10 protein-coding genes are annotated in these 15,260 nt (G+C 30.3%); 6 read left to right on the top strand and 4 right to left on the bottom strand.

Annotated elements, in window-relative coordinates; translation table 11 throughout:
* Window positions 1–55: 55 nt before the first annotated feature.
* Window positions 56–913 carry a DMT family transporter gene (locus tag LPB302_RS11275; protein ID WP_053973456.1) on the bottom strand — a complete coding sequence of 286 codons (858 nt, stop codon included), beginning with the start codon at window positions 911–913 and terminating at the stop codon, window positions 56–58.
* The gene (mfd, locus tag LPB302_RS11280) at window positions 913–4,245 is read right to left on the bottom strand and encodes a transcription-repair coupling factor (protein ID WP_053973455.1); all 3,333 of its coding nucleotides are present in this window, start codon (window positions 4,243–4,245) and stop codon (window positions 913–915) included. Before mfd ends, LPB302_RS11275 begins: the two co-directional genes overlap by 1 nt.
* Window positions 4,246–4,363: 118 nt before the next feature.
* Here mfd and LPB302_RS11285 point away from each other — a divergent pair, with 118 nt between their 5' ends.
* Window positions 4,364–4,918 (top strand): hypothetical protein, encoded by a 555-nt coding sequence (locus LPB302_RS11285; protein WP_053973454.1) that lies wholly within the window; start codon window positions 4,364–4,366, stop codon window positions 4,916–4,918.
* Window positions 4,919–4,926: 8 nt separating this feature from the next.
* On the opposite strand, the gene LPB302_RS11290 is transcribed toward LPB302_RS11285, so the two are convergent.
* Window positions 4,927–5,400 carry a thioredoxin family protein gene (locus LPB302_RS11290; protein WP_053975279.1) on the bottom strand — a complete coding sequence of 158 codons (474 nt, stop codon included), beginning with the start codon at window positions 5,398–5,400 and terminating at the stop codon, window positions 4,927–4,929.
* A 7-nt stretch (window positions 5,401–5,407) separates the two neighbouring features.
* Window positions 5,408–7,639, bottom strand: a complete 2,232-nt coding sequence (locus LPB302_RS11295) for a TonB-dependent receptor (RefSeq protein ID WP_176966470.1) — start codon at window positions 7,637–7,639, stop codon at window positions 5,408–5,410.
* Between the two features lie 96 nt (window positions 7,640–7,735).
* Here LPB302_RS11295 and LPB302_RS11300 point away from each other — a divergent pair, with 96 nt between their 5' ends.
* From LPB302_RS11300 to LPB302_RS11320, 5 genes are all read left to right on the top strand, one after another.
* Complete coding sequence (locus tag LPB302_RS11300) at window positions 7,736–8,392, top strand: metal-dependent transcriptional regulator (protein WP_053973453.1); 657 nt, start codon at window positions 7,736–7,738, stop codon at window positions 8,390–8,392.
* Window positions 8,389–9,225, top strand: coding sequence for a ZIP family metal transporter (locus LPB302_RS11305; RefSeq protein WP_053973452.1), 837 nt, complete (start codon window positions 8,389–8,391; stop codon window positions 9,223–9,225). The genes LPB302_RS11300 and LPB302_RS11305 overlap by 4 nt, the downstream gene beginning before the upstream one ends.
* A gap of 121 nt (window positions 9,226–9,346) precedes the next feature.
* Entirely contained in the window at window positions 9,347–12,472 is a 3,126-nt protein-coding gene (locus LPB302_RS11310) for a UvrD-helicase domain-containing protein (RefSeq protein WP_053973451.1), read from the top strand.
* Window positions 12,473–12,518: 46 nt separating this feature from the next.
* The gene (gene kbl, locus LPB302_RS11315; protein WP_053973450.1) at window positions 12,519–13,712 is read left to right on the top strand and encodes a glycine C-acetyltransferase; all 1,194 of its coding nucleotides are present in this window, start codon (window positions 12,519–12,521) and stop codon (window positions 13,710–13,712) included.
* Between the two features lie 115 nt (window positions 13,713–13,827).
* Window positions 13,828–15,183, top strand: coding sequence for an OmpA family protein (locus tag LPB302_RS11320; protein ID WP_053973449.1), 1,356 nt, complete (start codon window positions 13,828–13,830; stop codon window positions 15,181–15,183).
* The last annotated feature ends 77 nt before the right edge of the window (window positions 15,184–15,260 follow it).

Here is a 15,260-nt window from a genome sequence, read left to right on the forward strand (position 1 = left end):
GATTTTTAAATAACTGATAATCAAAGTTGTATAAAAAAGTAAAATTAGGGGTATGCTATTTCTTTGTTCTAATTCCTTCAATAACAACCGTTAAAAGAATTAAACTTCCACCCCAAAAAGTATGAATGGTTGGTATTTCATTCAGAAATAAGAATGCTAAACATATTCCAAAAATAGGTTGCAGGCTACTAATGATACTGGCTGTTGCAGCAGAAAAATATTTTAAAGAATGTAGCATTAAACTGTGGCCAATTGCTGTTGTTATTAATGCTAAAAGTAGGATGTAGGATAATTGACTTTTTAGCCCAGTTAAATCCATAAAAAATAAAGTTGGGAGTAGTAAAATACTAATGATAACTGTTTGATAAAACATGAGCATTGTACCATTGTAATTTGCAACATGCTTTTTCATAATTAAAATTCGAAGGGCATAACAAAATGCTGAAAAAACTCCAAATAATATGCCTTTTAACTGTGTGCTTTCTAAATCGAATTCAGGTGTTAGAATAAATAATCCTAAGAGAACCATAATCCCTAAAAGAATATAAATAGGTTTGAATTTAATGTTAAAAAATAACGGTTCTAATAAAGCAATAATTATGGGAAACGTATAAAGAGAGAGTATACCAATAGCTACATTAGATAATTTTAAAGCGTAAAAGTAAGTAACCCAATGTGCAGCCATTAAAACCCCTCCAATTATAAAAGTTTTATAGTCTTTGGTAGCATTAATTTTAAGATTAATGTTTTTGTATTTGCAGTACATAAACAAAAAGACCATTGCTAAAATGGATCTAAACCAAATTATAATTTCAGATGGTAAAGCAATGTACTTCCCTAAAACACCAGAAGTACTAATGAAAAAAGTTGCTAATAGTAATCCAGAAAGTTGTTTGACGTGAGAATTATTCATTAAATTTTCTGAAGCGTTTCTAAAGCAATTTTTACAGTATTAATTCTTATAAATGTAATCATTAATCGAAGACCGTTTTTGGTTTGCTTTTCTTTCATCACCACGCTTTTAGAATTGTGTTGCACATATTTTAGAGTTCTAGTAAACGCTTCTGTTTGGTAAAAATCACTTTGCTGATCAGATACAAAGTAACCAATCATTCTTTTTTGTTTCAAGATAATTTTCTCTAAACCTAACTCTTTTGCTAGCCATTTTATTCGCACAGAATTTAATAAATCTTCTACTTGAGTTGGTATCTCTCCAAATCTATCTATAATTTCCGATTCAAAAACCTGTAGTTCTTCTTCCTTTTCTAGTGTGCCTAAATTATTATATAAAGCTAATCTTTCTGTAATAGAGTTAATGTAGTCATCAGGAAATAATATTTCAAAATCGGTATCAATTTGTACTTCTTTTACAAACTCTTTAGGTTTAGAATTATCAGTTGGGTACAAATCTGCAAACTCATTCTCTTTTAATTCTTCAATAGCTTCTTTTAATATTTTTTGATACGTATCAAACCCAATATCATTTATAAAGCCACTTTGTTCACCACCCAATAAATCTCCTGCTCCACGAATTTCTAAATCTTTCATGGCAATATTAATTCCACTACCCAAATCAGAAAATAACACTAAAGCTTCAATACGTTTTCTGGCATCATCTGTCATCATGTGATAAGGAGGAGTTATGAAATAACAGAACGCTTTTTTGTTACTTCTACCAACTCTACCTCGCATTTGATGCAAATCAGACAAACCGAAATTATTGGCATTATTGATGAATATCGTATTTGCATTAGGTACATCTAATCCACTCTCAATGATGGTAGTAGAAACAAGTACATCAAATTCGCCATTCATAAAGCTAAACATTAATTCCTCTAGCTTTTTACCCTCCATTTGTCCATGCCCAATTCCAATTTTGGCTGATGGTACCAATCTCTGTAATAAACCTGCAACTTCTTTAATATTATCTATTCTATTATGAATAAAAAATACTTGGCCACCTCTAGAAACCTCATAAGAAACAGCATCTCTAATTGTTTCTTCAGAAAAACGAATTACATTACTTTCTATAGGATGTCTGTTTGGAGGAGGTGTTTTTATTACTGATAAATCTCTTGCTGCCATTAAACTAAATTGCAAAGTTCTAGGAATAGGTGTTGCAGTTAAGGTTAATGTGTCTACATTTTCTTTTAAGGTTTTTAACTTGTCTTTTACAGCAACTCCAAATTTTTGTTCTTCATCAATAATTAATAAACCTAAATCTTTAAACTTAATTCGCTGATTTGTTAGTTGATGTGTACCAATAATTATATCTACAGAGCCATCATTTACACCATTGATAGCAATGGTTTTTTGCTTCGCAGTTCTAAATCTATTTAAATAATCTATCTTAATTGGAAAATCTTTTAATCGCTCAGAAAACGTTTTGTAATGCTGAAACGCTAAAATAGTTGTAGGTACTAAAATTGCAACTTGTTTACCATTATCAACAGCTTTAAAAGCGGCTCTAACAGCAACTTCTGTTTTACCAAAACCTACATCTCCACAAACCAACCTGTCCATAGGTTGATCTTTCTCCATATCTCTTTTTACATCTTGTGTAGCAGAATATTGATCTGGAGTATCTTCATACATAAAACTACCTTCTAATTCATGTTGTATATGTGTGTCTGGACCAAAAGCATAACCCTTTTGTAGCTTTCTTTTTGCATATAATTGAATTAAATTAAAGGCAATGTGTTTAACTCTGGCTTTTGTTTTTTGTTTGATTTTTTTCCAAGCACCAGAACCTAATTTATAAATTTTTGGAGGCTTACCATCTTTACCATTAAACTTAGAAATTTTGTGTAAAGAGTGAATGCTTACATACAAAATATCACGTTCTCCATAAATCAGTTTTATGGCCTCTTGCTTTTTACCTTGGACATCAATTTTTTGTAAACCACCAAATTTTCCAATTCCATGATCCATGTGGGTTACATAGTCTCCTATTTCTAATTTGTTTAATTCTTGAAGGGTAATAGCTTGCTTTTTAGCATAACCATTTTTTAATCTAAATTTATGATAACGTTCAAAAATTTGATGATCTGTATAGCAAACTAGTTTATTATCTACATCTACAAAACCTTGGTATAAAGGAAAAACGATGGTTTCATAATGTACTTTTTGATCTGCATCATCAAAAATGTCATGAAAACGTTTTGCTTGTTGTTCATTAGCACAAAAAATATAATTGGTAAAACCTGCTTTTTGATACTCGTTTAAATTATCAATTAATAAATTAAATTGTTTATTAAAAGAAGGTTGAGGGTTTGTAGAAAATTCGATTTCTTGGCCTTCATATTTAGATGTACTTCCAAAATGAACAGTAGTAAATTTATGAAGTTCATTTTTGATGAAACTACCATCACAAAATAATTCTGATGGTTCTAAGTGTTTTATCTCTTTAGATAAATCGTTAAAGGCATCTTCGGCTTTTTTGAAAAACTTATCTAATTTTTGACTCATTAAATCTACATTCTTAGAAAATACAACAGTATTTGCAGAGATGTACTTTAAAAAACTTTGTCTGTTTTCTTGCAAAGTTTTATTCTCAACATTTGGCATTATAGAAACTTTTTTCAGTTTCTCTTTAGATAACTGAGTTTCTACATCAAAAGTTCTAATACTGTCTATATCATCACCAAAAAATTCAATTCTATAAGGTTCGTCATTAGAGAAAGAAAATACATCTATAATTCCACCTCTAACAGAAAAATCTCCTGGTTCTGTAACAAAATCTACTCGTTTAAATTTATATTCAAAAAGCACTTCATTTACGAAGTCTAAAGATAATTCTTCACCAACAGCAATTTTTAAAGTATTCTTTTCAAGCTCTTTTTTAGTTACTACTTTTTCGAAAAGAGCAGTAGGATAAGTAACTATTATTGCAGGTTTTTTTCTGGAATTAATTCTGTTTAAAACTTCAGATCTTAAAAGAACATTGGCATTGTCTGTATCTTCTATTTGATAAGGTCTTCTATAAGACCCAGGATAAAAAAGTACATTTTTATCACCCAAAAGTTGCTCTAAATCATTTAAATAATAGGCAGCTTCTTCTTTGTCATTAAATACTAAAAGATAAGGTTTGTCTACTTTTTTAAAGGTTTCTGAAATCACGAAAGACAATGAAGATCCCACCAAATTCGAAATTTGAAACTGGCTTTTCTCTTGTTGAAGGGCTGTAATTACCTGCGAAACTTTCGCAGATTGTTGGTATTGATTAACAATGTTCTGCTTGCTCAACTGTATAAATTTTTACAAATGTACTGTGTTAATTTATAATAAACCAAAAACGAATTTCTTTTCTAGTTGAAAGCAATATATTTGTGATGAAGTAGTTAAAAACTTATAATCAATCTATATGTTATCTAAAGTAAAATTCTCTTTTCTGATTATTCTAATGACTTTTTTTGCAATTCAGACCAATGGACAGAATAGAAAAAGTGAATGGGTTGCAGGTTTAAGTTTGGCATCAGCTAAATACACAGATAATCAAGGAAAAGTTTTGGGTGGTTCTTTTATCAATCAATCTCCTAGAATAAATGTTTCTAAATATTTATTTAAAAACTTTACAGCAGATGTTGGTTTATCTACGGCTATTTTTGATACTCAAAAATACACCACATTTGATGCTGTTTTACGTTATGATTTTGGAACTTCTATGCATAATGTTGTGCCTTATGTTGTAATTGGAGGCAGTTTTATAAGCGCAGTTAAAACAACACCAACTTTAAACTTAGGAGCAGGAAATACATTTTGGATTAAAGAAAATTATGGAATTAACGTTCAAGTTCTTTACAAATATTCTGAAGATCGATTTGAAAGTCAATACTCACATTTTTACCCAACTATTGGTGTAGTATATAGTTTTAAACCTAGAAATTTAAATCCTAGATTGTGGCATATGAATAATTAAAAATTTAATTATTTTTGGTATTTATTTAAGATTGAATTCATTTTTTTGGAATTCAAATAACCATCAAACAACACATCAATTTCATAATTTGAGTTTAGAATTAAGGTTGTTGGGTAACTAATTTTATCTTCAGAAATGGTGAGTTGTTTTGCCAACTCATGAATACCAGAATTACCTGAGGGCTTGTAAGAAAAGGTTCTTCCTAAAAAGGTAATATCGCTTTTTTCCTCTCCATTCAACATCACAAAATAAAAATCTGAGTTTAGTTTCTCAATTACTTTTGAATTTTGAAAAGTATTTTTTTTCATTCCAAAACAAATTTTACACCAATCTGCATATAAGAATACCACAGTTGGTTTAGGAGCCGTTTTTTGTAATTGTTCTACTTCAGGAAAGGTGTACGTTTTTAGTGTTTTTATATTTTCTTGAGCACATAAATTAATACTTAGGAATAGATATAAAATGGAAAAATAGGTTTTCATAATGTTTCTAAAATAAAGTAAATCTAACACCTAAAAAAGCCCTAATTCCTTGGTTGGATGCATATACATAGCTTGGGTCAAAAGTCAGTGCATCAGGATCATTTGGGTCTACTTGCTCATCAAAAGGATCAAATGCTCTAGAAATACTATTGGCTGCTGGTGTAAAGTTTAAAAGATTTTTTATACCACCATAAATTTCCCAAGAATTGGTGAATTTCTTACTCAATTGAATGTTTTGAATACTAAACCAAGGTGAGTATTCTGGTCTATCATCTTTAGGGCCTAACAAAGGCAAACGCATTGGGCCATATAAATTACCTGTATAATCTACTGTAAAATTATTGTCAAATTTATATGAGATAGACCAAACACCACTAAAACTTTCTGTAAGTAATTGTCTTCTTTTAATATTGTTTTCAGTTACTGATACATCCATTAAAGTAACACCAGCATTTATGGCTAAACCGTTTGTAAATAAAATATCTGCATTTAATGAAACACCTTTAGAAATTGAAAAACCCTCTAAATTTGCATATATTATTTTGTTTGGATCTGTTTCATAATCAGGCAAAATTCTATTGTTGAAATAGGTATAAAAAGCACTTGCATCTAAAGTGATGAAAGAGTTTTCTGTATTAATTTTTTTGACGTAATTGATATTAGCATTCCATGAAGTTTCTGGGTCTAAATTACCTTGAAACTCTACTTCTCTTGCACCTGTTAAAGCTGCATGATCTTCTGTAAAAACATTAGCTACTCTAAAACCATTACCAACACTTATTCTAAAAATATTTGATTTATCTCTAGAGTTCCACTTATAATTTATTCTTGGAGATAGTATGCTTCCATGCACACTATTATAATCCCATCTTAAACCAAGTAATAATTTCTTTCTATCTGTTATACTTATTTCATCTTGTGCAAATATTCCAGGTAAATGTATTTTAGAAGGTTGGTTAAAATTACCAGTTTCATCTAAAGTAGCAAAAGTATTATCATCATAATAGGTGTATCTGTAAGCTAGGCCTAAGAGTAAATCTTGTTTCTCATTTATTTTAGTGTCGTAAACTAACTGACCAAAAGCAATAAGCTGAGTGGCATCATAAGAATCTGTTCCGTAAAAAGAATCTTGATAATGACCATTTGCACTAAATTGAAACTTTATATTTTCTGTTGTTGGTAATTGGTAAGTTCCAAAAGTTTCCCATCTATTGGTGTAAATACTTTCTCCATAAACAAGATTGCTTCCTCTAAATTTACGTTCCCAATCTAATTCACCTCCCCATCTATCTTCATAAACATATCTACCAGCAATTGTAAAAACCTTATTGCTTTTACGTTCGATATTAATTTTATTAAAGATCGATATTCTGTTTTGTAGGGTTAAATCTGTAAAATTGTCATTATTATTATCTACTCTATTTTGAAAGTTAAAATAATTAACTCCTAATAAACCTTGTACTTTTTCAGAAATTTGATAGCGTAAACCAATATCTGTATTTACTTCTCCCCAAGAACTTGCAAAAACATCTGTAGATAATTTTGGTGCATTTGTAGGTTTTTTTGTGATGATATTAATGATGCCACCAACAGCTTCAGAACCATATAAAGTAGAAGCAGGCCCTTTAACTACTTCAACTCTTTCTATTAAAGCTTGTGGAATTCCTGTTAACCCATAAACCGTAGATAAACCACTTACAATTGGCATTCCATCAATCAAAACAAATGTATATGGGCCTTCTAAACCGTTAATATGAATATCTCCTGTATTACAAACATTGCAGTTTAATTGAGGTCTAATTCCGTTTACATTTTGTAAAGATTCAAATACAGAAGGAGTAGGGTTTTTCTTAAAAAAAGTTTTGCTGTACACTTCTACAGGAACAGGACTTGCTGATTTAGAAACGGGTCTTAAAGTACCAGAAATTACAATTTCATCTAGAGAATTATCATCCTCTAAAACAATGTTTTTAATCCGATTGTTACTCTCTAAAACTAGGTTATAGGTAAGGGTTTTAAACCCAATGCTACTTACAACTAGTGTGTATTTCCCTTTTAACTTGTAATTTAATTCATAAGAACCATCTTCTGTAGAATTGGTGCCTAATTTTGTATTCTTCAGAAAAATATTAGCAAAAGGTATTGCATCACCATTTTTAGAAGTGATTTTTCCTTTTATACTCTGACCAATCCCAACTTGTGAAATTAGCAATAAGATTATAACTATATAATTTTTCAAAATCAAAATTTGTACAAATATAAAATAAAGTTTAGACTTGTCTAAAAAATTATTTATAAAATTAAAAAGTATATATTTGCCACATATAAAAATGATATGTTTTCACAAGCAGAAGAAAATTATTTAAAAGCCATTTATCATTTAGAAACAGATTCTAAAGAAGGTATTAGTACCAATGCTATTGCTAAAAGTTTAGCAACAAAAGCTTCTTCAGTTTCTGATATGATTAAAAAATTATCAGACAAAGAAGTTGTGCTTTACAAGAAATATAAAGGAGTTACTTTAACAGAACTAGGTAAAAAAACTGCGGCTAATATTGTAAGAAAGCACAGGCTTTGGGAGGTTTTTTTAGTAGAAAAACTAAACTTTTCTTGGGATGAAGTGCATGATGTTGCAGAGCAGTTAGAGCATATAAAGTCTCAAAAATTAATAAATCAATTAGATGCTTTGTTGGGTTTTCCAACTCACGATCCTCATGGAGATCCTATACCTGATAAAGATGGAGTTGTAAATGCTATAGACAAAAGTTTACTATCCACATTAAATGTTGATGAAGCAGGTGTTTGTGTGGGTGTTAATGATTCATCATCAGACTTTTTACAGTTTTTAGATAAAAAAGGAATAACATTAGGTAAACGTATTAAGGTTACTGAAAAAGAAGATTTTGATGATTCTCTATCTATTTTAATCGATGATAAAAAATTATCAATCTCTAATAAAATTGCAAATAATTTATACATTAAAAAATCATGAGTACATTTGAACAATTAGTAGCTTTTGGTAAAGAACATCCAATTCAAGCTGCTTTGTATGCATCACTTTTTACATGGGGTTTAACAGCCTTAGGAGCTGCTTTAGTTTTCTTTTTTAAGAAAATGAACAGAGCAGTTTTAGATGGTATGTTAGGCTTTACTGGAGGTGTAATGGTTGCAGCCAGCTTTTGGAGTCTTTTAGCGCCAGCAATAGATAATAGTCCAGGAGAAGGTTTTATGAAAGTTTTGCCATCTGCAATTGGTTTTGCATTAGGTGCTTTAGCTTTATTTGGTATGGATAAAATTCTACCTCACTTGCACATCAATTTTAAAGAAAATGAAGCTGAAGGTGTTAAAACTGAATGGCATAAAACTACTTTATTGGTGCTTGCCATTACTTTACATAATATTCCTGAAGGATTAGCAGTTGGTGTATTGTTTGGTGCAGCTTCAACTTTGGTAGGTGTAGAACAAACAGAAATGATAATTGCAGCTATTTCCTTAGCAATTGGTATTGGAATTCAGAATTTTCCTGAAGGTTTTGCAGTGGCAATGCCTTTAAGAAGACAAGGAGTAAGTAGGTTTAAGAGTTTTTGGTATGGACAATTATCTGCAATTGTAGAGCCTTTTGCAGCTGTTTTAGGAGCATTGGCAGTTTCGTTTTTTACCCCAATTTTACCATATGCATTAGCATTTGCTGCAGGTGCAATGATTTTTGTTGTAGTAGAAGAGGTAATACCAGAAACGCAAAGAGATAAATACACAGATATTGCTACACTTGGTTTTATAGCTGGTTTTATTGTAATGATGTCTTTAGATGTTGGTTTAGGATAGAAAAATTCTTCCAACTTCAATTCATAAAAGCAGAGTTTCTACATTAGAAAATCTGCTTTTCTTTTTAAGTAAACTTTGCTTTTGATTGCAAATAGATTAATTTGCATGAAAAATTTGAGCTGTGCAAAAACCTGCAACTTTCGAAGTTTATAACGCCTCTGCTGGAAGTGGAAAAACCTTTACACTTGTAAAAGAGTACCTAAAAGTATTATTAAGTGCAGACGATATTTTTACCTTTCAGAAAATCTTAGCAATCACTTTTACTAATAAAGCTGCTGGTGAAATGAAAGAGCGAGTACTTTCTAATTTAGAAAGTTTTGCTGATGGTAAAGAAAATGATTTGTTTGTAATTATTAGTGGTGAAATTGCTGTTGATAAGGAAACCATTCAATTAAGAAGTAAGAAAATTTTAGAGGTAATCCTGCAAAATTATTCTGCGTTTTCAATTACAACTATTGATAGTTTTACACATAAAATCATTAAAAGTTTTGCTTACGATTTAGGTTTGTCTTTAAATTTTGAAGTGGAAATGGATGCAGTTTCACTATTAAATGAAGCTGTAGATGTTTTAATTTCTAAAATTGGAACAGATAAAAAACTAACAAAATTACTCATAGATTATTCTTTAGATAAAATTGATGATGATAAATCTTGGGATATTTCTAAAGATTTAAATGAGTTTGCAAAAGTACTTTTAAATGAAGATGATATTCATCATTTTAGAGAATTATCAGAAAGAAAATTAGAAGAATTTACAGAATTAAAATCCAAGTTATTTACACATCAAAAAGAGTTAAAAGAATCTTTTTCTAAGGTTGGTGAGGTTTGTACTCATTTAATAGCTGATAAAGGTTTAGTGCAAAAGGATTTTATGCGAGGCACAATTCCTAAATTCTTTAATGATATTAAGGAAAAATCGGTTAATTTTAGTTTCTTGACTAGAGCAGAAACTATTCAAAAATCGATTGATAATCATCAATATTATTCTAAATCTACCACAGACGCTATTGCTCAAGATATAGAAAGTATTGTTCCACAAATTATAATACATTTTAATGCATCAAAAGAAATTTACAGTCAATTTTTATTAAACAAGTTGGCTTTAAAAAACTTGATTCCTTTAGCAGTTTTAAATAACATCAATCAAGAATTAGAGAATATAAAAGAAGAAAGTAATATTAGGCTTAATGCAGAGTTTAATCAATTAATTTCAGATAATATTAAAGAACAGCCAGCACCATTTATTTACGAAAGAATTGGGCAACGTTTTCAACATTATTTTATTGATGAAATGCAAGATACTTCTGTTTTACAGTGGCAAAATTTAATTCCTTTAATTGATAATGCATTAGCACAAGAAAACAGCAATTTATTGTTGGTTGGTGATGGTAAACAAGCCATTTACAGATGGAGAGGAGGAAAGGCTGAGCAGTTTATTGAGTTAGGAGCATCAGCACAAAATCCGTTTTCTATAGCAAAAGAAATTAAAAATTTAGAAACCAATTTTAGAAGTTTTTCTGAGGTAATTAATTTTAATAATTCGTTTTTTCAGCATACAGCAAACTTTCTACAAAATGATGCTTACAAGAATTTATTTTTAGAGGGTAATACCCAATTCGAAAACTCAAAAAAAGAGGGTTATGTTTCTATTGATTTTTTAGAGAAAGAAGAAGAAAAAGAAGAGGAACAATTAAAATATCCAAAGAAAGTTTTGGACCATATTTTAGGGTTGAAATCTGAATTTTCTTTAGGTGAAATTTGTGTATTGACAAGAACAAAAAAAGATGGAGTTGCTATCGCAAACTACTTGTCAGAAAATAATGTGCCAATTGTTTCTTCAGAAACCTTGTTGTTAAGCACAAGTTCAAAAGTTAATTTTATAGTTGATGTTTTAAAGGTGCTGCAAAACCCAAATGATGAAGAAACTCGTTTTGAAATGTTGTATTTTTTATATCATCATTTAAATATCAGTGATGATAAAACAACATTTTTAAAAGAATTTGTGGTTTTAGAAAATCAGCAGATATTTCAAAAATTGCAAAAGTTTAACATCACTTTTGATATTCAAAGATTCAATCAATTTCCATTTTACGAAAAGATAGAAGAGATTGTTAGAGGTTTTCTGCTTGTAGAAACTTCAGATGCATATGTGCAATTTTTCTTAGATGTAGTTTTAGAGCAACAAAGAAAATCTACAGATGTAAATGCGTTTTTAGATTTTTGGGAAAACAAGAAAGATAAACTCAGCATTGTTGCTCCAGAAAGCGAAAATGCTGTGCAAGTAATGACGATTCATAAATCGAAAGGTTTGGAATTTCCAGTAGTAATTTTTCCTTGTGATGTGGATATATATAGGCAAATAAATCCTAAGGTTTGGCTAGGAGATTTACCAGAAAATTTTGGAGATTTTAAAGAATTGCTTTTACCTTTCAATAAAGACTTAAGTCATGTGAATGCAAGAGGTTTAGAGATTTACAATCAACAAAGAGAGGAATTAGAGCTAGATAATTTTAATCTGTTATATGTGGCATTAACAAGAGCTGTTGAGCAATTGTATGTTATTACAGAGAAGAAAATATCATCAAAAGGAATAGAGAATACGAATTTTTATTCAGGTGTTTTTATCAACTATTTAATGCAACAAAATCTTTGGAAAGATGATGTTCTAAATTATACTTTTGGTTCTAAAAATAGAGTAAGTAAGGCTGAGAAAAAAGAGAGTGTTTCAGAAACGCATCAACAATTTATTTCTACTTCTTGGCAAGATCATAATGTTGTTTTGCTTGCAAGTGCTTCAAAATTATGGAATACAGCACAAGGTGAAGCCATTGATTATGGAAACTTGTTTCATGAAATATTATCTAAAATATATACAGAGAAAGATGTTCAGAAAGTAATTCATCTTTATCATCAACAAGGATTTATTAATGATGAACAAAAGCACTATATGTTGCTTAGAATAGAAGAGCTCATTAAGCATACAGAATTGAATAAATATTATGCAGAAGATGTCATTATATATAATGAAAGAGAAATTGTAGATGTAGATAATCAAATAGTTATTCCAGATAGATTAGTTTTTTCAGAAAATAAGGTTACCATTATCGATTATAAAACAGGTGCAGTTTCTCAAGATCACAAACAACAACTTTTAAAATACGAACGTGTTTTGCAATCAATGAATTTTAAGGTTGATGAAAAATTAGTAGTCTATATAAATGATAATATAGACGTTGTTAAGGTGTAACCAATTAAAATAACTTTGTAAATTTGTATTTCTAAATTCATAAAAAATGTACGGTAAAATTAAGGATACTTTAAAAAAAGAAATTCAAGAGATAAAAGACGAAGGATTATATAAATCTGAAAGAATTATTACTTCTTCTCAAGATGCAGTCATTAAATTATCTACAGGAGATGAGGTTTTGAATTTCTGTGCAAATAATTATTTAGGATTATCAAATCATCCAGAAGTAATTCAAGCAGCAAAAGATGTTATGGATACTCATGGATTTGGAATGAGTTCTGTGCGTTTTATTTGTGGTACACAAGATATTCACAAACAATTAGAAGATAAAATCGCAGAATTTTACAAAACCGAAGACACAATATTATACGCAGCATGTTTTGATGCAAATGGTGGGGTTTTTGAACCTTTACTAACAAAAGAAGATGCTATTATTTCAGATAGTTTAAATCATGCCTCTATTATTGATGGAGTTCGTTTGTGTAAAGCTGCACGTTATAGATATCAAAATAATGACATGGCTGCCTTAGAAGAGCAGTTAATTGAAGCTAATAAGCATAATCATCGTTTTAAGATTATTGTAACAGATGGAGTATTCTCTATGGATGGTATTGTGGCTAAATTAGATGAAATATGCGATTTAGCTGACAAATACGATGCTATGGTTATGGTTGATGAATGTCATGCTACAGGTTTTATAGGTAAAACTGGTAGAGGTACAGTGGAGTTAAAAAACGTAATGGATAGAGTAGACATTGTTACAGGAACTTTAGGTAAAGCTTTAGGAGGAGCAATGGGTGGTTACACTACAGGTAAAAAAGAAATCATAGATATTTTACGTCAACGTTCAAGACCTTATTTGTTCTCTAATTCTTTAGCCCCTTCAATTGTAGGTGGAGCTTTAAAGGTTTTCGATTTAATTGCAGATGATACCACTTTAAGAGATCAATTAGAATGGAATACCAATTACTTTAGAACAGAGATGGAAAAGGCTGGTTTTGATTTAGTTGGTGCAGATGCAGCTATTGTACCTGTTATGTTATATGATGCTAAATTATCTCAAACAATGGCTAATAAGCTTTTAGAAGAAGGTATTTATGTTATTGGTTTCTTTTTTCCAGTGGTTCCAAAAGAAAAAGCTAGGATAAGAGTACAGCTTTCTGCAGCACATAATAAAGAACATTTAGATAAAGCAATAGCTGCGTTTACTAAGGTTGGTAAAGAGTTGGGTGTTATTTAAAATGAGTAAAAACATACATTTTTTTTAATATTTTATTGAATTATCTTTGTAAATAAGTTTGAACAACTTACTTTTGTGTATTATAATAATGAACTTTTAATTTAAAAATTTGATAATGAAACGATTAAAAATAGCTGTGATAGCTTTATTTGCGTTAGTAGCGGTTAGCAACGTTAACGCACAAGATGAAAACAATCCTTGGGTTGTAGGGTTTGGTGTAAATGTTATAGATTTCTATAATACAGACGATTTTTCTGAGCAAATTAAAGACGCTTTAGGAAACAGTGACTGGAACTTTTTACCATCAATCTCAAGAATTTCTGGAGAAAAATATTTAGACAAAGGTTTTACTTTACAGTTGGCTGGGTCTTTAAATGATATTACTACTCTTAATTCTGAGGATGATGTAGATTTCTTATACTACTCTATTGATGCTATCGTAAAATACGACTTAAACATGTTATTTGGAGATACTGGATGGTTTGATCCTTATGTATATTTAGGTGGAGGATACGTTTCTGTTGATTCAAATGGAGAAGGTATGATCAACGCTGGTTTTGGTTTTAACACTTGGTTCAATGATAACTTAGGTTTAAACTTCCAAACTGGTACTAAAAAAGGTTTTGCTGATGAAGTTCGTGCACACTACCAAAGTACTTTAGGTGTTGTTGTAAAATTCGGAGGAAAAGATACTGATGGAGATGGAGTATATGATAAAGATGATGCTTGTCCAGAAGTTGCTGGTTTAGCAGAATTCAATGGTTGTCCTGATGCTGATGGAGATGGAATCAAAGATTCTGATGATGCTTGTCCTAACACACCAGGTTTAGCAGCTATGAACGGTTGTCCTGATGCTGATGGAGATGGAGTTGCTGATAAAGATGATATGTGTCCTAATACAAAAGGAACAAAAGCTAATAAAGGTTGTCCTGATACTGATGGTGATGGTGTAATCGATAGAGATGATAAATGTGCTACTGTTGCTGGTCCAGCTGCAAACGCAGGATGTCCTTGGCCAGATACTGATGGTGATGGTGTTTTAGATAAAGATGACAAATGTATTAATGAAGTAGGTCCTGCATCTAACAATGGATGTCCTGAAGAAATTATTACTAAAGAAGCTACAGATGTAATTACATTTACAGCTAAGTCTATCTTATTTAACTCAGGTAGAGCTACTTTTAAAGCAGGTGTAACTAAGCAATTAGATGCAATTGTAGACGTAATGGCTAAATATCCTAAAGCGACTTTCTCAATTGGAGGTCATACAGATAGTAGTGGTTCTTCTTCTTTAAACTTAAGATTATCTGAAAAAAGAGCTATCGCTGTTAGAGACTACTTAGTGAAAAATGGAGTAGATACTACAAGATTAGAAGCTATTGGTTATGGTGAAGGTTTCCCAATCGACACTAACAAAACTAGAGCTGGTAGAGCTAACAACAGAAGAGTTGAAATTAAAGTTACTAACTAGTAATTTACACTTTACAATATTTAAAAGCCTCATCATTTTGATGAGGCTTTTTTAGTGAAAAAAGTTTTTTTAATTGT

This window comes from Polaribacter dokdonensis (assembly GCF_024362345.1).
Taxonomy (GTDB): domain Bacteria; phylum Bacteroidota; class Bacteroidia; order Flavobacteriales; family Flavobacteriaceae; genus Polaribacter; species Polaribacter dokdonensis.

Coding starts and splice junctions, on each gene's coding strand:
- LPB302_RS11275 (WP_053973456.1), bottom strand. CDS start 913: ATGAATAATTCTCACGTCAAACAACTTTCTGGATTACTATTAGCAACT.
- LPB302_RS11285 (WP_053973454.1), top strand. CDS start 4,364: ATGTTATCTAAAGTAAAATTCTCTTTTCTGATTATTCTAATGACTTTT.
- LPB302_RS11290 (WP_053975279.1), bottom strand. CDS start 5,400: ATGAAAACCTATTTTTCCATTTTATATCTATTCCTAAGTATTAATTTA.
- LPB302_RS11300 (WP_053973453.1), top strand. CDS start 7,736: ATGTTTTCACAAGCAGAAGAAAATTATTTAAAAGCCATTTATCATTTA.
- LPB302_RS11305 (WP_053973452.1), top strand. CDS start 8,389: ATGAGTACATTTGAACAATTAGTAGCTTTTGGTAAAGAACATCCAATT.
- kbl (WP_053973450.1), top strand. CDS start 12,519: ATGTACGGTAAAATTAAGGATACTTTAAAAAAAGAAATTCAAGAGATA.
- LPB302_RS11320 (WP_053973449.1), top strand. CDS start 13,828: ATGAAACGATTAAAAATAGCTGTGATAGCTTTATTTGCGTTAGTAGCG.